The 17,715-nt window shown below is 66.0% G+C and carries 21 protein-coding genes; 13 read left to right on the top strand and 8 right to left on the bottom strand.

The genetic code is table 11. The annotated features are described in order from the left end of the window. Positions 1 to 2 precede the first annotated feature (2 nt). Positions 3 to 1,322 (top strand): acyl-CoA dehydrogenase family protein, encoded by a 1,320-nt coding sequence (locus DAA40_RS01740; RefSeq protein ID WP_106848012.1) that lies wholly within the window; start codon positions 3 to 5, stop codon positions 1,320 to 1,322. 1 nt (position 1,323) lies between these two features. Next, positions 1,324 to 2,460, top strand: coding sequence for a GNAT family N-acetyltransferase (locus DAA40_RS01735; RefSeq protein ID WP_106848011.1), 1,137 nt, complete (start codon positions 1,324 to 1,326; stop codon positions 2,458 to 2,460). Between the two features lie 34 nt (positions 2,461 to 2,494). Here DAA40_RS01735 and DAA40_RS01730 read toward each other — a convergent pair whose 3' ends face one another. After that, a complete protein-coding gene (locus DAA40_RS01730; protein ID WP_106848010.1) occupies positions 2,495 to 4,099 on the bottom strand; it encodes an FMN-binding glutamate synthase family protein in 1,605 nt (534 codons plus the stop codon). 198 nt (positions 4,100 to 4,297) lie between these two features. On the opposite strand from DAA40_RS01730, the gene DAA40_RS01725 reads away from it, so the two are divergent. From DAA40_RS01725 to DAA40_RS01715, 3 genes are all read left to right on the top strand, one after another. After that, entirely contained in the window at positions 4,298 to 5,443 is a 1,146-nt protein-coding gene (locus DAA40_RS01725; protein ID WP_106848009.1) for an alkaline phosphatase family protein, read from the top strand. Between the two features lie 96 nt (positions 5,444 to 5,539). Continuing rightward, positions 5,540 to 6,343 carry a ParA family protein gene (locus DAA40_RS01720; RefSeq protein WP_106848008.1) on the top strand — a complete coding sequence of 268 codons (804 nt, stop codon included), beginning with the start codon at positions 5,540 to 5,542 and terminating at the stop codon, positions 6,341 to 6,343. After that, positions 6,340 to 6,711 carry a hypothetical protein gene (locus DAA40_RS01715; RefSeq protein WP_106848007.1) on the top strand — a complete coding sequence of 124 codons (372 nt, stop codon included), beginning with the start codon at positions 6,340 to 6,342 and terminating at the stop codon, positions 6,709 to 6,711. Before DAA40_RS01720 ends, DAA40_RS01715 begins: the two co-directional genes overlap by 4 nt. Positions 6,712 to 6,761: 50 nt before the next feature. Here DAA40_RS01715 and DAA40_RS01710 read toward each other — a convergent pair whose 3' ends face one another. After that, positions 6,762 to 7,352, bottom strand: a complete 591-nt coding sequence (locus DAA40_RS01710; protein ID WP_158716168.1) for a S9 family peptidase — start codon at positions 7,350 to 7,352, stop codon at positions 6,762 to 6,764. Between the two features lie 429 nt (positions 7,353 to 7,781). Between DAA40_RS01710 and DAA40_RS01705 the strand changes: the two genes are divergently transcribed. Next, positions 7,782 to 8,495 (top strand): type 1 glutamine amidotransferase domain-containing protein, encoded by a 714-nt coding sequence (locus tag DAA40_RS01705; RefSeq protein ID WP_106848005.1) that lies wholly within the window; start codon positions 7,782 to 7,784, stop codon positions 8,493 to 8,495. A 43-nt stretch (positions 8,496 to 8,538) separates the two neighbouring features. On the opposite strand, the gene DAA40_RS01700 is transcribed toward DAA40_RS01705, so the two are convergent. Then, on the bottom strand, positions 8,539 to 8,961 hold the full coding sequence (locus DAA40_RS01700) for a hypothetical protein (RefSeq protein ID WP_106848004.1): 423 nt from the start codon (positions 8,959 to 8,961) through the stop codon (positions 8,539 to 8,541). A gap of 200 nt (positions 8,962 to 9,161) precedes the next feature. Here DAA40_RS01700 and DAA40_RS01695 point away from each other — a divergent pair, with 200 nt between their 5' ends. Then, a complete protein-coding gene (locus DAA40_RS01695; RefSeq protein WP_106848003.1) occupies positions 9,162 to 9,641 on the top strand; it encodes a CinA family protein in 480 nt (159 codons plus the stop codon). Positions 9,642 to 9,712: 71 nt separating this feature from the next. Continuing rightward, positions 9,713 to 9,868, top strand: a complete 156-nt coding sequence (locus DAA40_RS01690) for a hypothetical protein (protein WP_199849456.1) — start codon at positions 9,713 to 9,715, stop codon at positions 9,866 to 9,868. Positions 9,869 to 9,952: 84 nt separating this feature from the next. On the opposite strand, the gene DAA40_RS01685 is transcribed toward DAA40_RS01690, so the two are convergent. Both DAA40_RS01685 and DAA40_RS01680 read right to left on the bottom strand, forming a co-directional pair. After that, positions 9,953 to 10,177: a CDGSH iron-sulfur domain-containing protein gene (locus tag DAA40_RS01685; protein ID WP_106848002.1), complete on the bottom strand. Its 225-nt coding sequence runs from the start codon at positions 10,175 to 10,177 to the stop codon at positions 9,953 to 9,955. 17 nt (positions 10,178 to 10,194) lie between these two features. After that, complete coding sequence (locus tag DAA40_RS01680) at positions 10,195 to 11,259, bottom strand: iron-containing redox enzyme family protein (RefSeq protein WP_106848001.1); 1,065 nt, start codon at positions 11,257 to 11,259, stop codon at positions 10,195 to 10,197. A gap of 244 nt (positions 11,260 to 11,503) precedes the next feature. Between DAA40_RS01680 and DAA40_RS01675 the strand changes: the two genes are divergently transcribed. The 3 genes from DAA40_RS01675 to DAA40_RS01665 all read left to right on the top strand — a co-directional run bounded on the left by DAA40_RS01675 (position 11,504) and on the right by DAA40_RS01665 (position 12,680). Beyond that, positions 11,504 to 11,740, top strand: a complete 237-nt coding sequence (locus DAA40_RS01675; protein WP_199849455.1) for a type II toxin-antitoxin system Phd/YefM family antitoxin — start codon at positions 11,504 to 11,506, stop codon at positions 11,738 to 11,740. Next, positions 11,737 to 12,159 (top strand): type II toxin-antitoxin system VapC family toxin, encoded by a 423-nt coding sequence (locus DAA40_RS01670; protein ID WP_234356196.1) that lies wholly within the window; start codon positions 11,737 to 11,739, stop codon positions 12,157 to 12,159. The genes DAA40_RS01675 and DAA40_RS01670 overlap by 4 nt, the downstream gene beginning before the upstream one ends. Positions 12,160 to 12,395: 236 nt before the next feature. After that, a complete protein-coding gene (locus DAA40_RS01665; RefSeq protein ID WP_255413441.1) occupies positions 12,396 to 12,680 on the top strand; it encodes a type II toxin-antitoxin system PemK/MazF family toxin in 285 nt (94 codons plus the stop codon). 447 nt (positions 12,681 to 13,127) lie between these two features. On the opposite strand, the gene DAA40_RS16045 is transcribed toward DAA40_RS01665, so the two are convergent. The 3 genes from DAA40_RS16045 to DAA40_RS01655 form a co-directional block, all read right to left on the bottom strand. Next, positions 13,128 to 14,252: a hypothetical protein gene (locus DAA40_RS16045; protein WP_158716167.1), complete on the bottom strand. Its 1,125-nt coding sequence runs from the start codon at positions 14,250 to 14,252 to the stop codon at positions 13,128 to 13,130. A gap of 4 nt (positions 14,253 to 14,256) precedes the next feature. Further along, positions 14,257 to 14,736, bottom strand: coding sequence for a MauE/DoxX family redox-associated membrane protein (locus tag DAA40_RS16920; protein ID WP_370430638.1), 480 nt, complete (start codon positions 14,734 to 14,736; stop codon positions 14,257 to 14,259). A 617-nt stretch (positions 14,737 to 15,353) separates the two neighbouring features. Beyond that, the gene (locus DAA40_RS01655; RefSeq protein ID WP_106847998.1) at positions 15,354 to 15,623 is read right to left on the bottom strand and encodes a hypothetical protein; all 270 of its coding nucleotides are present in this window, start codon (positions 15,621 to 15,623) and stop codon (positions 15,354 to 15,356) included. A 210-nt stretch (positions 15,624 to 15,833) separates the two neighbouring features. Between DAA40_RS01655 and DAA40_RS01650 the strand changes: the two genes are divergently transcribed. After that, positions 15,834 to 16,100, top strand: coding sequence for a hypothetical protein (locus tag DAA40_RS01650; protein ID WP_106847997.1), 267 nt, complete (start codon positions 15,834 to 15,836; stop codon positions 16,098 to 16,100). A 14-nt stretch (positions 16,101 to 16,114) separates the two neighbouring features. After that, entirely contained in the window at positions 16,115 to 17,065 is a 951-nt protein-coding gene (locus DAA40_RS01645; RefSeq protein WP_106847996.1) for a zeta toxin family protein, read from the top strand. Positions 17,066 to 17,715: the final 650 nt, after the last annotated feature.

Here is a 17,715-nt window from a genome sequence, read left to right as displayed (position 1 = left end):
CCATGAGCACGACCTCACGCACGGAGGACCTGGCCGAGCGCCTGAAGGCGTTCATGACCGAGCACATCTACCCGAACGAGCGTCGCTACTACCAGGAGGCCGAGAAGCTGGGACCGTGGTCGACCTATCCGGTGATGGAGGAGCTCAAGCCGCTGGCCCGCGAAGCCGGCCTGTGGAATCTCTGGCTGCCCGCGGCGGAGTCCGACGAGGGCCTCACCAACGCGGAATACGCGCCGCTGTGCGAGATCATGGGACGCAGCGCGATGGCGCCCGAGGTCTTCAACTGCTCCGCGCCCGACACCGGCAACATGGAGACGATCCTGCGCTACGGCTCCCAGGAGCAGAAGCAGCAGTGGCTCGAGCCACTGCTGGCCGGCGAGATCCGCTCGTCCTTCGCGATGACCGAGCCCGAGGAGGCGTCGTCCGACGCGACCGCGATCGGTAGCTCCATCGTGCGGGACGGCGACGAGTACGTGATCAACGGCCGCAAGTGGTACACGACCGGGGCGACCGATCCCCGCTGCAAGATCATCATCTTCATGGGCAAGAGCGATCCGGAGAACGAGAGCCCCTACAAACGGCAGTCGATGATCCTCGTGCCCAAGGACACCCCCGGTGTCGAGGTGATCCGGTCACTCCCGGTGCTCGGCTTCTACGGCGTTCCGGATCGCGCCTCCGAGGTGCTGTTCGAGAACGTTCGCGTGCCTGCTTCGAACATGCTGCTGGGCGAGGGCCGCGGATTCGAGATCGCCCAGGGCCGCCTGGGCCCGGGTCGAATCCACCACTGCATGCGGTTGATCGGCCTGTGCGAGAGGGTGCTGGAACGGATGTGCCGCCGCGCCGAGCTTCGGGCCCCGTTCGGCCGCCCGCTTTCGGAGCAGACCGTAACGCTCGAACGGATCGCGGAGGCGCGCATCATGATCGAGCAGAACCGGTTGCTGACCATGAAGGCCGCCGAGATGATGGACACCGTCGGCAACAAGGTCGCAAGGCAGGAGATCGCGATGATCAAGGTCGCGGCTCCGAACATGGCGCAGCAGATCGTGGACTGGGCCATCCAGGTCTTCGGTGGCGGCGGGTCCGCGAATGACCACCTGCTGGCCGCCGCGCTGGGCACGGCACGGTTGCTGCGGCTGGCCGACGGGCCGGACGAGGTGCACCGTAACCAGATCGGCCGGCTGGAGCTGAAGAAGTACCGCGACGTCGATCCGGCTACGACGGGTGGATGGGCCGACGTACTGAGCCTGGACGAGGCGCGAGCGATGGCGAGCGCGGGTCTGTGGCCCAAGCCGGATGGGTGGGACGCGGACTCTGGTGCCTGACATGGACCGTGCGCGGCTGGCGGAAAAGCGGGATCTGCCTGCTCTACAAGCGATCGAGGCCGCAGCCGATCGGATGTTCGATGACGTCCTCGACACGAGCGAGTGGCCGGCTCCCCCAACCGGGGAGGAGCGAGCGGCCGCCGGCGGATTCATCCTCGTGACCGGTGAGACGCCGACCGGCTTCGCGCACGTGATCCAGATCGACGGCGAGTACCACCTGGAGCAGATGTCTGTGCATCCCGACCACGCTCGCCAGGGGCTCGGGACGGAGCTGGCTTACGCCGCTGCTGACCTCGTGGCCAGCCGAGGTGGCAACAGCATGTCGCTGATGACGTTCGCGGACATTCCTTGGAATGCGCCGTTCTACGAGAATCTCGGATTCCATGTGGTCGAGCCGCCGGAGCGCCTCCGACCGGTCGTGGAGCACGAGCGGAAGCTCGGGCTTCATCGATCGGGCCGGCGCGTGGCGATGCTTCGCGAGATCACCCCCGGCGTCGTCGCTCGCCCGGCTGTGAGCGTGATCCCCTTACGTGACGGCGATCGAGGTCTTGAGGCGTTCGTCCAGCATCGTGTTCACACGATGGACTTCGCGCCGGGCGTCGTGGTGTTTCCAGGCGGTCGCATCGATCCGGTCGACGTCGAGAACGCTCCCGAGCTGAGCGCATCGGCGCTGGACGAGCTCGCCGAAGTGTGGGCCGACTCGACGTACGTCCGCGACTCGGAGGACGATCGACTGGCCGTGCGGGTGCTGCTGGCGACCGCACTCCGCGAGATGGCCGAGGAGACCGGCGTCCGGCTCGACCCGGGCGAGCTGCTCCCGTGGGATGACTGGACGACACCCCCGGGCTTCCCGAAGCGATTCCAGGTGCACTTCATGGTCACCCACCTGCCGGCGTCCGACCCCAGATCGCCGGTCAACACCACGACGGAAGCGCTTGCCTCCGAGTGGCTGCCGGTTGGGGAGATCCTGGAACGCGGTGCCGGGGGAGACCTTCAGCTGATGACGCCGACCAGAGTGATCCTGCAAGAGTTGAACGACCTCGCACACGTCGATGCCGTGCTCAATGCCCACCCGCAGGTAACCCCGGTCCATCTGGACCGCTCGGTCGTCCGGCCCCGGCCGTCGCGCTACGCGTGACTCCTGCCGCGACCGAAGGTCGGGGCCCCGGGGACTACTCTCCGGTCTCGGTCTGCGCGGAGTCGGCGGTCGGCAGCGGCGGCGTTTCCTCGACCCGGTCCACCGGCCCGGTGTTCTGGGTGGCCATGATCTCGCTGATCTCAGCGGCGATCTCGGGCGTCGGCAGCCCCCAGCCTGGCTCGTAGCCGTAGACCTCGCGAATGGTTGTCTGCTTCCGATCGCCGTCGAGCATCGCCACGTCGTCCGTCGTGATGAGCACCGGATGTGCGACGCCGGCCGCTTCGGACACCTTCAGCAGATCGCGCCTGAGCGTGGAGACGTAGTTTGCCAGGCGGTGCGCCTTGTTCTGCGGATCCAGACCGCGCGCGAGCCACGCGTTCTGGGTCGCGACGCCGGTCGGGCAGTGGTCGGTGTGGCACTTCTGCGCCTGGATGCACCCGACCGCGAGCATCGCCTCGCGCGCGACGTTCACCATGTCGGCGCCCAGCGCGAACGCGATCACTGCCGTGTCGGGAAAGCCGAGCTTGCCCGAGCCGATCCAGGTCACCCGATCGGTGATCCCCGCCGCCGCGAAAGACTTGTAGACCTCGGCAAAGCCGACGCGGAACGGGAAGGACACGTTGTCGGCGAACACCATCGGCGCCGCGCCCGTGCCGCCCTCGCCTCCGTCGATCGTGATGAAGTCGACCCCTCGCTGGCCGTCGGTCATCAGGTCGGCGAGCTCCTCCCAGAAGCCGAGGTGGCCGACGGCCGACTTCACGCCGACTGGGATCCCAGTGGCGTCGGCGATCCGCTCGACGAAGTCGAGCATCTCATCGGTGTTGCGGAAGGCGGAATGCCGGGACGGGCTGATGACGTCCTTCCCTTCCTCGACGCCGCGGATCCGCGCGATCTCCGCGTTGACCTTCGCGCCGGGCAGATGGCCTCCGAGGCCGGGCTTGGCGCCCTGGCTGAGCTTGATCTCGATCGCCTTCACCGGCGCGGACTCGACGACCTTCATCAACCGGTCGAGATCGAAACGGCCGTCGGCGTCCCGGCAGCCGAAGTAGCCGGTTCCGATCTGGAGGATGAGATCGCCGCCCTGCCGGTGGTGATCGGACAGTCCGCCCTCACCGGTGTTGTGCAGGAATCCACCTAGCTTCGCGCCCTTGTTGAGGGCCTGGATCGCCTGTGGGCTCAGTGACCCGAAGGACATCGCCGAGACGTTGACGACCGAACGCGGACGGAAGGCCGCGCGCCGGCCACGTGGCCCACCGAGGACCTTGGCGCTCGGCAGCAGGATGTCGTCGGCGCCGTGCAGGGGCGAGCTCGGTGCGACGTCGGAGAAGGTGCGCTGCTTGATGATCGGATAGTTCGACCGCTCGGTGTCGTTGTCGGTACCGAAGCCGAAGTAGTTGTTCTCCTTCTTCGCCGACGTGTACACCCAGCGGCGCTGGTCGCGGGTGAACGGCCGCTCCTCGTCGTTGCCCGTGACAATGTACTGGCGCAGCTCCGGGCCGATGGACTCGAGCATGTAGCGCGCCCGGGCAAGAACGGGGTAGTTGCGGCGAAGCGTCTGCTCCTTCTGCAGCAAATCCTGGATCGCCAGGCCGGCGACACCAACGACAGGGGCGAGGGCGGCGAACGTGCGCTTCTTCATGCCTCCAGCCTGCCAGCATGTCGGCGATCAAGGTGGGTGGGTCGGCGAAATCCCCGCGAAATCTGCGGGGTGCACAGGTGGCCGATGCGCGATAGGTCATCGTGAACTGCTGACGGATTCCATGGGCCTGACCACCGCTAACGACTCGATGCGCTCCGGCCCGGCCTGCCCACGCCCTCGTCATGACAGGCTGGGGGCATGACGATCGTGACCCCGGCGTACGGCGAACGCTCTCTCGCCGACGTCCTCCCTGCGGTTCTGCGCTCCCTCGGTTGTCCTGGTGAGCGGCCGACGAGCCTGCGGCTGCCCGAGGCGCGGGCGGCCGCCGTCCTGCTGGTCGATGGACTCGGTGCCGAGCTGCTTCGCGCTCACGCGGCAGACGCCCCGTTCCTCGCCTCGCTCGAGGAAGCCGGGCCGCTGACCGTGGGGTTCCCGTCGAGCACCTCGATCAGTCTGGCCTCACTGGGAACGGGACTTCCACCGGGCGTCCATGGGATCCTCGGCATCTCGTTCCGGATGCCCGGCGGGGCCGTGCTCGACAGCCTGCAGTGGCGGGCGCACGGCAGCGGGCCGCACGTCGATCTGCGAGAGTCGCTGCCGCCTGAGGAGGTGCAGCCTGCGCCGACCGCGCTCGAGCGCGCCGCGGCCGCCGGGATCCACACCACGACCATCTCGAAGCAGGAGTTCGCGGGGTCCGGCCTGACCCGGGCCGTACTGCGCGGCGGCAACTTCAGGGGAACCTGGGCCATGGGCGACCTCACGGCCCAGATGGTCGACAGTGTCGGCGGGCCGGGCCGATCGCTCTGCTACGGCTACCACGCCGACCTCGACCTGCTGGGCCACATCTACGGGCCGGGCTCAGAGCCGTGGCGGATGCAGCTGCGTCAGGTCGACCGGCTCGCGGCATCCGTCGCGGATGACCTTCCCCGAGACGGCATGCTGCTGGTGACCGGCGATCACGGCATGGTGACCAGAGGTGAGACGTTCGATGCGGACGCCGACGCCGGCCTGCAGGAGGGCGTGACGGCGCTGGCCGGGGACCCCCGGTCCAGGCATGTCTACTGCGAGCCCGGCGCGCAGACCGACGTACTGGCGACCTGGCGGGAGCGCCTGGGTGAGGCGGCCTGGGTGCTGTCGCGGGATCAGGCGATCTCGGAGGGCTGGTTCGGGCCGGTCGCGCCCGGTGTCGAACAGCGAATCGGGGATGTCGTCGTGGCGATGCGAGGCGAGGCCGTCGTGGTGCGGAGCTCGGCAGAACCGTTGCTGTCGCAGCTGATCGGTCAGCACGGGTCGTTGACCAGCGCGGAGCAGCACGTCCCGCTGCTGGTCGCGCGAGCGGAGTAGCTGCGACGCGCGGTCGCACGACGGCGGGGCGCCGCCGCGTTGCGCGGTATGCCTGAGACGATGGAGGCACGGTCTCGACATCCCACGAGGAGGACCATGGCCGCGGACCAGCCCACCTGCATCGCCATCGCCAACCAGAAGGGCGGTGTGGCCAAGACGACGACCACCATCTCGTTCGGTGTAGGCCTGCATGACCTCGGATATCGGGTGCTGATGGTGGATCTCGATGCCCAGGCCTGCATGACCTTCTCCCTGGGAGTCGACCCCGATTCGTTGGAGCGCTCGGTGCACGATGTGCTCACCGCGGGCGCGGATGCCCGTGAGGTGATCCTGCAGACCGAGGACGGCCCCGATCTGCTGCCGGCGAGCATCGATCTCGCGGCCGCCGAGGCGATGCTGCTGACCAGGACCGGCCGCGAGTACGCGCTACGGACGGCGCTCGAGGATCTCACCGAGGCGGGGGAGAGCTACGACTTCATCCTGCTGGACTGCCCGCCGTCTCTCGGTGTCCTCACCGTCAACGCGCTCACCGCGGCCGGCGAGGTCGTCGTACCACTGCAGTGCGAGACCCTCTCTCACCGCGGAGTGGGCCAGCTGCTGGAGACCATCGAGGACGTCCGGAAGATGACCAACCGCAAGCTCAAGGTCCGCGGCATACTGCCGACCATGTATGACGGACGGACGACGCACGCAAAGGACGTGCTGGCGGACGTCGCGATGCGCTACGAGGTGGAGGTGCTCGATCCGCCCATCGCTCGGTCGATCCGGTTCGCCGAGGCGCCTGCCGCGGGTCGGTCGATTCTGCGCACCGCCAGTCGCACCCGCGGCGCTGATGCCTATCGCGTCCACGCGCGGGCACTGGCCGCGGACCGCGCGCCGATGCAGGAGGTCGGTACATGACCAGGCACACCGACTTCACCCGACTCGGCGGAACGTCGCAGCCTGCGCAGCGGCGACGTCGCGACGCTCGCGCGGCACTGTTCTCCGAGACCGCCGCCAGTGAGCCGGACGGTCCCCCTGCTGGCGTTCTGCAGGTCGATGACGCGAATGGAGTTGCAGCGCCGTCCGGCCCGAGAACCGGCGACGACGGATGGTTCTTACTGAGCTGCTCGTCGTGCCGTACGCAGACCAGGATGGGGTTGCTCGGGATCATGTGCGCCGCTGTCCCGAGCCTGCACCTGCCGTTGCTGAAGTGGCGTTACCCCTCGCTGATGCGCTGCCCGGACTGCCGGCGTCATCGTTGGGTATCGGTGTCGCTCGCGCTGTGAGCACGGGGCCGCCGGTGAGATCGCCGCTGGTGGGGGCGCGTCGGAGAGCCTCAGTCGTCGACGAGGTGACGAGTCATGAAGTCCGCCACCCGGGAATGCCAGTACGCGGCCTGGGCGAGGAGGAAGTGGTTGTCGCCCGAAACCGACTCATAGTCGACGTCCGCTCCACCGTGCCGTAGCCGCGCCGCGAGCTCGGCTGTGAGTCGGGGGCTGGTGACGAAGTCCAGGCTGCCATGCATGAGCAGGAGGGGAGTACCGCGCCGCGGCTTGATGCGGTCGGACGGTAGCAGCCACGGCGCGAGCGCCGCGACAGCGTGGATGCGTGCGTCCGCGCTGAGCCGAAGGGCAACTCTGCCTCCGTTGGAGTGCCCGACCAGCCCGATTCGTGCGCGGGGCGCGATCTGTTGAATGTGTGCCAGGGCCGCGGCAGTGTCCCGTAGCGCACCACGGAACTGTGACCGGAGGTCCCGGTCGGGGTACCTGAGCCGCAGCACGGCGATCCGTGAGCCGGATCGACGGTCGATGCCTGCGGCGAACAGCTGCATACGCAACGGGGCTGGCGCCATCCAGGCCGGCAGTGAGGTGAAGCCGAGAGTGGACCCGTGCATCAGCACCGCGACCGCGGGCGTGCTTGGTTCCACATCTCCCGTGAGAGACGCACCGGAGGGAAGAGTCACCATCGGTGCCTCAGCCGAGACCGGGGGTCTTGCCACGCTGGACGGTGCTTGAGTACTCGCCGGCTCAATGATGGTTCCTCTCCGTACGACGCTGATCGTCCGCGTAGGTGGCATAGTGCCACGGAAGAGGCGAGGGGAGGCGCTAGTAGCCAAGCGCTGCGCCATCACCGCGTGGCTCCCAGTAGACGGCGAACAGGATCATCACGATCACCTCAGTGACGCAGCCATTGGCCCGGCACCCCAGGCACGAGCAGGATCGCGCCCGTCGCGGTAGTGGCGATAATGACCGCAGGACCTGGTGTGGAAACCCGCCGATTGGGTACGGACTCTTCCAGGACGCTCAGCCAAGCATCGACCGGCGTTCTCAATCACCGCCTAGGTTACGGAGTTCCGATGGCCAACAAAACCAGTCCCAAGCGCGTTCTCGCCGTGGTCACCAGCACGTCGGAGTACGAGACGGTGGGTTATCGGACGGGCTTGTGGCTTGGTGAGCTCACGCACTTCTACGACCTGGTGACCGCGGCGGGGCACGAGGTAGTCATCGCGAGCATCGCCGGCGGTCAGGTGCCGATCGACCCGGAGAGCCTCGGCCCGCTGGTGCTGAAGCAGGGCAAGACCGACGAGCGCTATGAGGACCGGGAGTTCATGGACCTGCTCGACGACACCCCTTCGGTGGAGTCGCTCGAGGGCCAGCATTTCGACGCGGTCTATCTCACCGGCGGGCACGGCACCATGTTCGACTTCCCGACCTCGGCGGCGCTCGCGGAGCGGATCTCGACGACCGATCGGGACGGCGGCATCGTGGCCGCGGTCTGCCACGGACCCGCCGGTCTGTTGGCGGCGATTGACGCTGAGGGGCGCCCTTTCCTAGGGGGTCGCAAGGTGACCGGCTTCAGCTGGGCGGAGGAGAAGCTGGCCGGCCGCGACAAGGCGGTGCCCTTCCGCCTCGATGAGCAATTAAAGGAGCAGGGAGCGAAGTACACCAAGGCGCTGCGGCCGATGGCCTCGAAGGTCGTGGTGGATGACCGGCTCGTCACCGGCCAGAACCCCACGAGCGCCGCGGACGTGGGCAAGGCGGTCATCAAGCTGCTCGCCAAGCAGCCATAAGCACCAGCGGCTCAGGCGGAATCCCGAGGACGTACGGCGGGGCTCAGAGGTCCGGGTGCTGGTCACGCAGCCGCCGCGGCGCGCAGGTGCGCCACGCGTCGGTGATGACCTCGGCGAGCTCGTCGCGGGTGATCTCTGCGATCCGGGACAGCTGCACCAGGACGGCGCTGTTGCGGGCGAAGTGCTCGATGTCGAAGTACGGCCCCTGGGCGACCAAGGCCGCCTTGTCGGCCATCGACGGCGTCCGGATCACCAGCAGATCGTCGTACGGCGTACCGCTCACCGGGTCGATCGCAGTCTTGTGCGGTTTGCGGTAGAGCACGAATCCGCGGCCTTTCGTATCGCCGTCCTTCTGACGGACTAGCCAGGTGGGGACGTCGCCCCACGACGTCCCGAACCAGGTCTGCGGAAGCGAAGCGCAGATCTCATCGACGTCCGCGGGACGGGCCTTACGTGATCGGCTCATGGGACCAGTGTGGTACCCGGGTCGCGTTCGCTCCCGAAGGGACTCTGTGCGATGCGCGTAATAGAGATCATCGCCGATCTGCCGGTCGGTGATCTGGCCTCATCGAGGGAGCTCTACGCCTACTATCTGGGTCTGGATGTGACGACCACGGATGATCCTCGGTCGAGCAGGCGAGCGACCGGTATGGGTGAGGAGAACGCATGGACGGCTTGATGACGATCGCGAAGAGCGTCGCAGAACGACTGCGTGAGCGCCGCGAGACGGTAGCCGTCGCAGAGTCGTCGTCCGGCGGCCTCATCGCTGCGGCGCTGCTGGCCCAGCCGGGCGCATCGGCCTACTTCCTAGGTGGGGCAGTGGTCTACACGAAGGTGGCAGGAGCCGAGCTGCTGGGCTTCACGTCGTCCGACCTGACCGGCGTCCGGTCCTCGAGCGAGCCCTATGCGTTCATTCTCGCCGATCGCATGCGGGAGCGGCTGGGCGCGACGTGGGGCCTCTCGGAGACCGGCGCTGCCGGGCCGGGCGGCAATCGGTACGGCGACGCCTCGGGCCACACCTGCGTGAGCCTCGTCGGACCTGCGGAGCTGTCGCGCACCATCGAGACGGGTTCAGATGACCGGGAGGCCAACATGCGCGCGTTCGCGCTGGCGGCACTCACACTGCTCGACGAAGCGCTCAGCTGACTCCGCTCGAACCGTAGGCAGACGAGCCAGCTCTTTAGCGCTGGACGCGGGATTCCGCGAGAATGGCCGGCATGGTTACCTCTGTGCGGTTGATCCGTGCCTCGACGCTCTCTGATGCCGCCGAGTACGCGTATGCGGCGACGGCGCCCAAGGATGCCCGGCTGATCTTCCTGGCCGGTGCGTGCCCGTTGAACGAGGACGGATCGACCGCCGCCGTCGTCGATTGAGGTTAGGGGCGCGGGGACGTCGCCGCCCTCGTCAGTCTTCGAGGAGCGCTTCAGTCTTGCCAGGTCGTCGCTCCGACGAAGGGCTCAGGTTACCTGGCGCCTCCGCTTGGCAGCAGCGTTCGAGTGGATGCGCTTGTGGGTCCCGTCACAGAAGGGTTTGATCCCCGATGCTCCGCACCGGCACAGCGCCACGGTCTGTCGTCGCGTCTCGATCCGGTCGCCGTTCTCGTCCACGAGGTCCACTTCACCCCGGACCAGGAGCGGGCCGTCCGGGCAGACCATGATCTGTGCGGGGTTGGCGTCGCTCATGTGTGATTCCCCAGTATCTAGGCGGAGTGGCGGGACGGCGACGCGTCTTCGAGCGCGGGGAGTGGACGACGTAGCGAGCTGCTTCCGCTGTTCCAGGCCGCCAGCTGCCACTGATCGAGCAGGCCGCCCACGAAGAGCGCGCTTGCTGCACCGAAGACGACGTCCGGCATGAGGGAGGGATCCTGCTCGACCAGCCCGCCCGCAAGATCGCGCCCGGCGATCTGCTCGTGGACGGCGTCGGCTTCCACGTGCTCGTCGAAGTAGCTGGCTGCGGGAGCATCGAAGCCGAGGCGCCGGAGGCCGCGCGCGTACTTGCGGCTCGGCAGCGAGGAGCCCATCTCGTAGATGGCGAGGTGTCCGACGATCGCTCCGCGGAGCCGGCGGTGTAGGCCGAACAGTGACATCAGGTTCACGGTCGCCAGAGACAGCGCCGGTACCCAGTCGACGTACGCGCCGAAGTCGTTATCGAGGCCGAGTTCCGACATGGTCGTGGCGAACATCGCGGAGTGCATCTGATCGAGTTGACCCCCGCCGTACTCGTCTGCCTGGATCTCCACGAGCGCGGCCTTGGGCCGGTGGGTGAGCCGTGGAATCGCCCAGGTGTGGGGATCGGCCTCCTTGAGCTGATAGACCGACTTGTGAACAACGAGCTCGCGCAGCTGCCCGGTATCGGCCTTGCGCGCAATGAAATCCGCAACGGAGGGGGAGTCATCGCCGGCCGCCATCGCGAACAGCACCTCAGCAACCTCGTGGGCAGTCGATGGGGCAGCGGCCCTCCGGCTGAGCTCGGCCGAACCCACTCTGAGGCGGGACTCGAAGGCAACCTCTATCTCGTGGCGCAACTCCAATAGGGGTGGGCTCCACTCCCAGTCGTCATCGACCCCGGCAAGACCCGAGTAGTGGAGCTCGTAGAGACAGAAGAGTGCCAGCTGCAGATCCTCGTCGTACAGGATGTCCGCGGTATCGGCGAGTGCCCGTGTGGTGAGTGCGCGAGCGTCGTCCAACTCCGCTGCGCGTGAGTGGGTCTGAAGCTGCGCGAGCAGACATTCGGTCAGCGGTCCACGAGCCTGAGGAAGCTGCACTGTCAGCCCCTTCCTACGAGTAAGAACGGCGATCGGGATGCGGCACTCCGCCGTGATGAACGAGCCCCCGCGCCACGAACGGGCATACCCGTCCCAGATCACGATCAATCAGCGACGTTCAGACGCGCATCGCTTCTATGAGCGACTGGGCTATCAAGCAACGCACAAGGGGTTCAAGCGCGAGTTGTGACCCAGCGATGACGCACGACGGCGATCAATGTATCACGCGTGATACATTGATCGCATGAAGTCGGTAAACATCCGAACCTTGCGCAACAATGGCGCGCAGGTGCTCGCTCGCGTCGAGCGAGGGGAGAGCCTCGTGGTGACTCGCGACGGTACCGAGGTGGCCGAACTGCGGCCGCGAACCCGCCCGTCGCCTTCGCCCGCAGACTTGATCGAGCGGCGACGGCACCTGCCCAGGGTCGATCCTGAGGGCTTTCGGCGGGACGTCGACGAGGTGCTGGACCCCTCGCTGTGACCGAGTCCGCAGGGCGGGGAATGCTCGACACGTCGACCGTCATTCTGCTCGGCCGGATCGCCGACCCCGACTCGCTGCCAGCCGATGCGGTGATAAGCGCCATCACCCTGGCTGAGCTCTCAGTTGGGCCGCTCGTCGCGGACAGCCCAGCCGAACGCGCGGCCCGCCAGGGTCATCTTCAACAGGCGGAGTACGACTTCGACGCGATACCGTTCAGTCCCGAGGCCGCTCGCGCATTCGGCCGGGTGACGGCATCGCTACGTGCGACGGGTCGGAACGCAGCAGCGCGTGCCTACGACGTCTTGATAGCCGCCGCAGCCATGGCCGAAGACATCCCGATCTACACCTGCAATCCGGCGGAGTTCGACGGCATTGATGGTCTGGTCGTGCGAGCGGTGCCGCATCCTGATCGCCCATGATGTCGATGTAGTTGGCGTGCACGGCATCGCCGATATTGCGGTCGCTGCGAGCCTCTTCTCCTTGGCGAGCTCGGTCCTCGCAGAGGGTGTCCGCTCTGTCCCGTCTGCGGGCTCCGGGCTGGCAGGCTGGATCACCGACGCGCTCGATCGTCGCTGAGGGCCCCGCCGGCGTACGCGATGCCGACGGCGAGCTGAAACCAGCGCGTGGGACGTGGCCGTCGCCGACGGGCTCGACGATGCCTGAGCTTGTCTGTGGCCAGGTCGTGTGGGTGAACTTGAACCCCGTGGTGGGCTCTGAGCAAGCCGGTCACCGACCCGCGGTCGTCGTCTCCTCGGACGAGTACCTTGCCGCGATCCCGAACGTGGTGATCGTTCTGCCGATCACCACCCGCGACCGCGGACTGCCCAACCATGTGCGGTTGCACGGCAGCACCGGGCTGGACGAAGCCTGCTTCGCGATGACCGAACAACCGCGCACCATCGACCGGCGGCGGATCACCGACACCGCGGGGGGAGGTTGATCGCGGTTCGCTGCGCGAACTGCGGCTATGTCTCGCCCGATTCCTAGGATTTGACCACGACTGACATCGGCTTCGCTGTCGCCGTGTTGTTCTCGATGAACGGTGCCCGTCCTGGTCGCGGGCGGATCCCGTCGCCGGCGCTCAGTTCGCCGAAACCGCGGTGGCGCGGGGAGAGGCATTCACCGGCGCGCTCAGCACGATCGTTCAACGCAGAATCTTCAACTCAGAATCACAGCTGCCGGCATCGACGCGTCAAGCTGCAGTGCACACTCGCTCCGTGCTGGGTTCATCGCTTACGCGTCCGTGAACGGCGCCTCCGACAACGCCATCGCCCACCAATCGCGTCACCGTTCCCTCGCCAGCGTCGGCATCTACCGACGCATCGAGTTAGCGGCGGCTTCTCGCTGTGGGGACCGTTGGAACCGGCAGATCTAGCGCATTACACAACTAGCCGCGATCAACGGCTGGCAGGGTGATCCTCAACAGGACCTCGCCGCCGATTTGTGCCGAAATCTCCCAGCATCCAGGTTCTGGCAGGTCAGGGGTCGACGGGTAGTTCCCGGCCCCTTCGACTTGCATCGTGACCTCGGATCCCGTATCGCGATTTCTAGCCAGAAGCGTCAACGGACCAGAGGGACTATCGGCTACAAGCCACAGGATCTTGGAGTTCATGCCAGGGCCCTGGACTCCATGGGTACCGATTTCGATGTTCGCCGGGTCTGCTTCGGTGTAGAAGAGTACGGCAACTGCCCCTGAATCGCCCATCCAGAGCCCAGGCCCTTTCACGTACTGTTGAAACGGCGCGGGAAGCTCCGATGTCTGGTAGGGACTGACCTCGCATCCCGCCACGGTCGTGGTCGTTGCGGCCCCAGAGCTCGAAGGAACCCGTGAAGGACCCGGAGCCTCCGCCTGTGGGGAGCACCCGAGCAACAGTGCGGTGACTACGAACGGCGCAGGGCCCTGACCGATGGTCCTTCGGAAAGGCGATGACGTGGGTTCGGGTGATCGAACCACGTAAGCGTTGAGCCTTGTCCGCTTACGCATTCTGTCGTGGGTCAGGACTGCTATATCGGCGAAACTCGCAGCGCTGCTAAGGACCCCCTCGTGAAACACCGCGATCGACGGTGCGATGCGAATGCCTAGCTCGCTCCCGACCCATTCGCCACCAGGGTCCACGTAGAGCGGAATCCCGGACGTCTCTAGGCCCGTCTGGACAATGAACCGTTGCGCGGCATCGCTGTCGATAGCAGAAATCACTGCGACTGCCGGGTCGGCCTGATCGATCCCTTCCGTGCTCAGTTGGCTTGCGATCTCCGTACATGAAGCACAAATACTGCTGAAGATGATCAAGCGGCCGCTCGTAGCTTTCTGAACCGCAGACAGCGCGCTAGGCCATGTCGATGGCGTATAGCCAATTCGTGCTTCATCGATCGGTGCGATACGTTCTTCTTGACTGCCCGGATGGTTTCCAACGGAAGCATTGAGTTCCCCCATCATGGCGAAGAGCCCGATGAGGCCCACGACCACGAGCAGCAGAGCGATCGAAAAGACAAGCATCCAAATGCTCGACATTGTCTCAGCCTCCGGGTTTTCGAGTGAGCGCAGACACGAGCGCGTGTCTGTTTAGACCGATAGCGACCAACATCGCAATGCCGGCCAACGCCGCAACAAGGACGGCAGAGCGCTGGTAGGCGGCATCGATATCCAGCGGTGAGGCGTCCATCGAGAGACCCCAGAGTGCGCCGCCGAGAAGCGCAGCACCAAAGACCAGGCTGATCGGGGCGGGTGGGGACTCTGCCGCCCCTCCGAAGCAGCCGCATGGCTCCGAGGCGCCACGCCAGCGTGCCAGGAGTGTGTAAGCGAGAATCCCGACACCCGCTGCCGCGGTCATCACGAAACCAATTGGGCGGAGTGGAGTTATGAGAAGGAGGTCGACCGCCGTCACTTCGTACAAGCCAATTGATTGCGCCAGTCCCCTGAAGGTGGGGAGGCCAAGCACCTCGTGGAGGCTCCTTGTCAGACCAGCAGGGGTCGCGAGCTTTGATGCCCCCGCGATCAGAAGTGGAAGTGATGACTACCCCCGCGATTCGTCGCGGCCCCACTAGCCATGACCTCGACAGTCCACCTAGAACGAGCCGACCTCCAGCATCCGGAACGATCGTCGCCACAGCAGTGGCCGTTAGGTATGCGATCCCGGAAGTGGCCAGGACGAGAAGTACGGCGGTTGGGCTCATTAGCGCTGCTCCGAGAACGGCTGCCCAAATCAATGAGGTCGATTTTTGCGTGGAGACCAAAGTGCCCAGGTCGAGCCCCCATATCAGTCCGCGCATTCCTGGCCTCAGCGACGATGCACTGTGAGGGAAACTAGGTCGGGCGACAGAAGTACGCGGATTGGGCGTAGCCGGTTGTCTCGCAGCACACACAAGTGAGGCACCCACTGCCGCATGAGCGGCAACTCCACGTATAGGCGGCGTGCGAAGAGCAATAGCTGTAGGACGTGTTCGGCGGGCAGTGCGCGAGGTTGCAGCATGCACAGTTGGCGGCCGCATAGGCGGGGGTCTTCCCAAAGGCGGTCGTCGCTGCAGCCAGACCTGCCGCACCGACACCGCCGAGCAGCGTGCGTCGCCGCACTGGGCTCAAGGTGGCACTAGACATCAGCGGTTGCCTTTCTGATTAATCGTCCTGCAGCGAGATCGGACTCGTGATCTTGACTGACTGCCCGTCGTTCGACGAAACCGCTAGCGGCCCTTTTGAGTAGCGTGCGCCACTGCTGTTTACGGCGAACGCCCCCTGAGCCTGGCTGTCGTCGATGGAGTTTGCGGACACGGCGTGGTACTTCGCGAATGCATTGGCCACGTCGGGCGTGGTGGAAATCTCGACCGCCATCATTCCGGTGCCTGTGGGAGTAATGAAGACGTACCCCTGATCCGTTGGAAAGGCCATTGCTCTCCTCCTCGGAGCGATATGACGCAGATCACTCCACTAGACCTGGCCTGCCCCTGCTTGTCAAGCGCGGGATGGCCGACGAGTGCCCTCAGTTCGAAGGCAGTGGACCGCTAGACGAGAGCTGGAGCCGACGAGGAACCGGACTCGTCGATACAGCTCAACTGTCGCTCTCTCGTGAAAGACTCACACGGAGGATTGGAGCCCGCCATGGCTGAAGTGTCTCGTTACGAGCACCTGCGCGATCGTCACCCTTCGGTCGTGTATGAGCTGGTGCACCAAGCTGAGCTCTCGTTCCGCGGCACCGCGGTACCGCCGGCGGGGCCGGAACGGGATCGCTACCTCGAGCAGGTCAACCGCCGCGAGGATGAGGCGGCTGCCGCACTGGATCTTGGGGTCGGTGCCATGATCGCGCTGCTGGAGAAGTGGGATCGTGAGCGCGGTACAGATACAGAAGCCATGATCGCGCTGGCCTAACCGACGAGCCTTTCATGACCGTTCCGCATGGGGAGCAACTCGACCTCGACCGGATTGAGGCGCTGTACCGCGCCCATGTGAGTCCGATGGTCTTTCGTCGGGCGCGCGCTGTCGGGCGGCCTACCGCGATCTTTGTTGGCGCTCAGCCCGGTGCCGGCAAGAGCAGCATTCTTACCCGCCTGCGTGGGCGCTTCAGAGGTAACGTCGCGCTCATCAGCGGTGACGACTTCCGACAGTTCCATCCGGCGTACACGCGCCTGCGCGATACCGATCCGGTGGCGATGCCGAACGTCACGCAGGCCTTCAGTGGGCCGGCGGTCGAACGTGCGATAAGAGAGGCGGCCGAGCGTCGCGTCAACATCATCGTTGAGGGCACCTATCGAGATCCGGCTACCACTTTCCGGACGATGCAGCTGTACGCCGATGCCGGCTATCGCACCGAGCTGGTGACAGTCTCGACGTCGATCTATGCCTCACAGATCGCCGCTCAGCAGCGTTATCTCGACGCACTCCGTGAGGGGTATGACGCGCGCTGGACTCCCCGCTCGGCGCTGCGGCGGGGCTACGAGGAATCGGCGAGCATTCTGACCGCGGCCCTGGGGGTGGCAGCATGCCACCGAATCTCAGTCGTTGACCGAGATTCCGTCGAGCTGGTCCGCGTCACCCGTGACGCGGATGGTCAGTGGCCGAAGGGTGCTGATCCTGAGGAGGTGTGCCGAGAGCATCGTGAGCTCAGCCGGCCCGATGCCGACCAGTACGCCGAGCAGATTGAGGGGATTGCCGCCGGCGCGGCCGCGGTCGGCGTGGATGGGCCTGAGTTTCAGGCCGTGTTGGACGAGCTGGCGAAGGTCGTCGACATGCTCCGAGACGACCTCGTAGAAGAGTCGTTCGAGGGCCGGCTCGAGAGCGTCGTTGCGGAGGTCCGCGGCACGGTTGTGCACGAGCGGGACTATGACGCTGACTAGTACTGGCACCGCTGCGTATCAAGAGTTGGCGTATTCGGTCGCACGTCTCGGCCGTCATCGTCGAGACGAACGACTGTCCGATTATCGTGTATGCGCTCGAGGGTGAAGGACGTGGAACAAAACCTGCGCGGAGGCGGACCAGTCTCCGCGACCACTGAATCTGCAGCGTCGCGGTGATAGGGCGATGGGACCGACGGATCGGCGGGGACGCATGTAGTCCTGGACCTCCGTGCCGAGGTCGGAGTGGACAGCGGGTGCCGCTCAGCTGGCGCACGGATCGTACGGTTCGCCTGGCGCCGGACTGCCTTTCAGGCCGGCGGTGCATCTGTGGCTAGTGACGGCCGGGCGCTTGGCGTCTGAATCGGGTTATTCCCGGCAGTCCTAGCGTGTGCCCGTGCTCGAGCCACGCGTCTATATAACCGGTCCGCTCGAACTCCGAGACAGCAAGGATCGTTACGTTTCTGGGCCGCTCTTGCTGGGTGGAGTATGTGGCGGTGAGTGAATCCATCTGGCCGAAGACGACGTACTGATGCTTCCGGTCGAATGCCGTGATGGCGTGGAGAGGTATCTCGTGTCGACGGATTGGGTTCTGGACGGTGAGTAGTTGATCGGTGAGCTTGACAGATGTTCGAGCTAGCCCGATCGTCCAG

Source organism: Blastococcus sp. Marseille-P5729, from assembly GCF_900292035.1.
Lineage (GTDB): Bacteria > Actinomycetota > Actinomycetes > Mycobacteriales > Antricoccaceae > Cumulibacter.
Note: the sequence above shows the minus strand (reverse complement) of the source record. Positions and strands in the feature narration are given on the sequence as shown.

What these genes read in the sequence shown, in the direction of transcription:
- DAA40_RS01650 (WP_106847997.1), top strand. Translation starts at nt 15,834, where the DNA reads ATGGCTGAAGTGTCTCGTTACGAGCACCTGCGCGATCGTCACCCTTCG.
- DAA40_RS01685 (WP_106848002.1), bottom strand. Translation starts at nt 10,177, where the DNA reads ATGAGCGACGCCAACCCCGCACAGATCATGGTCTGCCCGGACGGCCCG.
- DAA40_RS01720 (WP_106848008.1), top strand. Translation starts at nt 5,540, where the DNA reads ATGGCCGCGGACCAGCCCACCTGCATCGCCATCGCCAACCAGAAGGGC.
- DAA40_RS01665 (WP_255413441.1), top strand. Translation starts at nt 12,396, where the DNA reads ATGCCTGAGCTTGTCTGTGGCCAGGTCGTGTGGGTGAACTTGAACCCC.
- DAA40_RS01705 (WP_106848005.1), top strand. Translation starts at nt 7,782, where the DNA reads ATGGCCAACAAAACCAGTCCCAAGCGCGTTCTCGCCGTGGTCACCAGC.
- DAA40_RS01700 (WP_106848004.1), bottom strand. Translation starts at nt 8,961, where the DNA reads ATGAGCCGATCACGTAAGGCCCGTCCCGCGGACGTCGATGAGATCTGC.
- DAA40_RS01695 (WP_106848003.1), top strand. Translation starts at nt 9,162, where the DNA reads ATGGACGGCTTGATGACGATCGCGAAGAGCGTCGCAGAACGACTGCGT.
- DAA40_RS01690 (WP_199849456.1), top strand. Translation starts at nt 9,713, where the DNA reads ATGGTTACCTCTGTGCGGTTGATCCGTGCCTCGACGCTCTCTGATGCC.
- DAA40_RS01725 (WP_106848009.1), top strand. Translation starts at nt 4,298, where the DNA reads ATGACGATCGTGACCCCGGCGTACGGCGAACGCTCTCTCGCCGACGTC.
- DAA40_RS01730 (WP_106848010.1), bottom strand. Translation starts at nt 4,099, where the DNA reads ATGAAGAAGCGCACGTTCGCCGCCCTCGCCCCTGTCGTTGGTGTCGCC.
- DAA40_RS01735 (WP_106848011.1), top strand. Translation starts at nt 1,324, where the DNA reads ATGGACCGTGCGCGGCTGGCGGAAAAGCGGGATCTGCCTGCTCTACAA.
- DAA40_RS01655 (WP_106847998.1), bottom strand. Translation starts at nt 15,623, where the DNA reads ATGGCCTTTCCAACGGATCAGGGGTACGTCTTCATTACTCCCACAGGC.
- DAA40_RS01675 (WP_199849455.1), top strand. Translation starts at nt 11,504, where the DNA reads ATGAAGTCGGTAAACATCCGAACCTTGCGCAACAATGGCGCGCAGGTG.
- DAA40_RS01715 (WP_106848007.1), top strand. Translation starts at nt 6,340, where the DNA reads ATGACCAGGCACACCGACTTCACCCGACTCGGCGGAACGTCGCAGCCT.
- DAA40_RS01645 (WP_106847996.1), top strand. Translation starts at nt 16,115, where the DNA reads ATGACCGTTCCGCATGGGGAGCAACTCGACCTCGACCGGATTGAGGCG.
- DAA40_RS16045 (WP_158716167.1), bottom strand. Translation starts at nt 14,252, where the DNA reads ATGTCGAGCATTTGGATGCTTGTCTTTTCGATCGCTCTGCTGCTCGTG.
- DAA40_RS01740 (WP_106848012.1), top strand. Translation starts at nt 3, where the DNA reads ATGAGCACGACCTCACGCACGGAGGACCTGGCCGAGCGCCTGAAGGCG.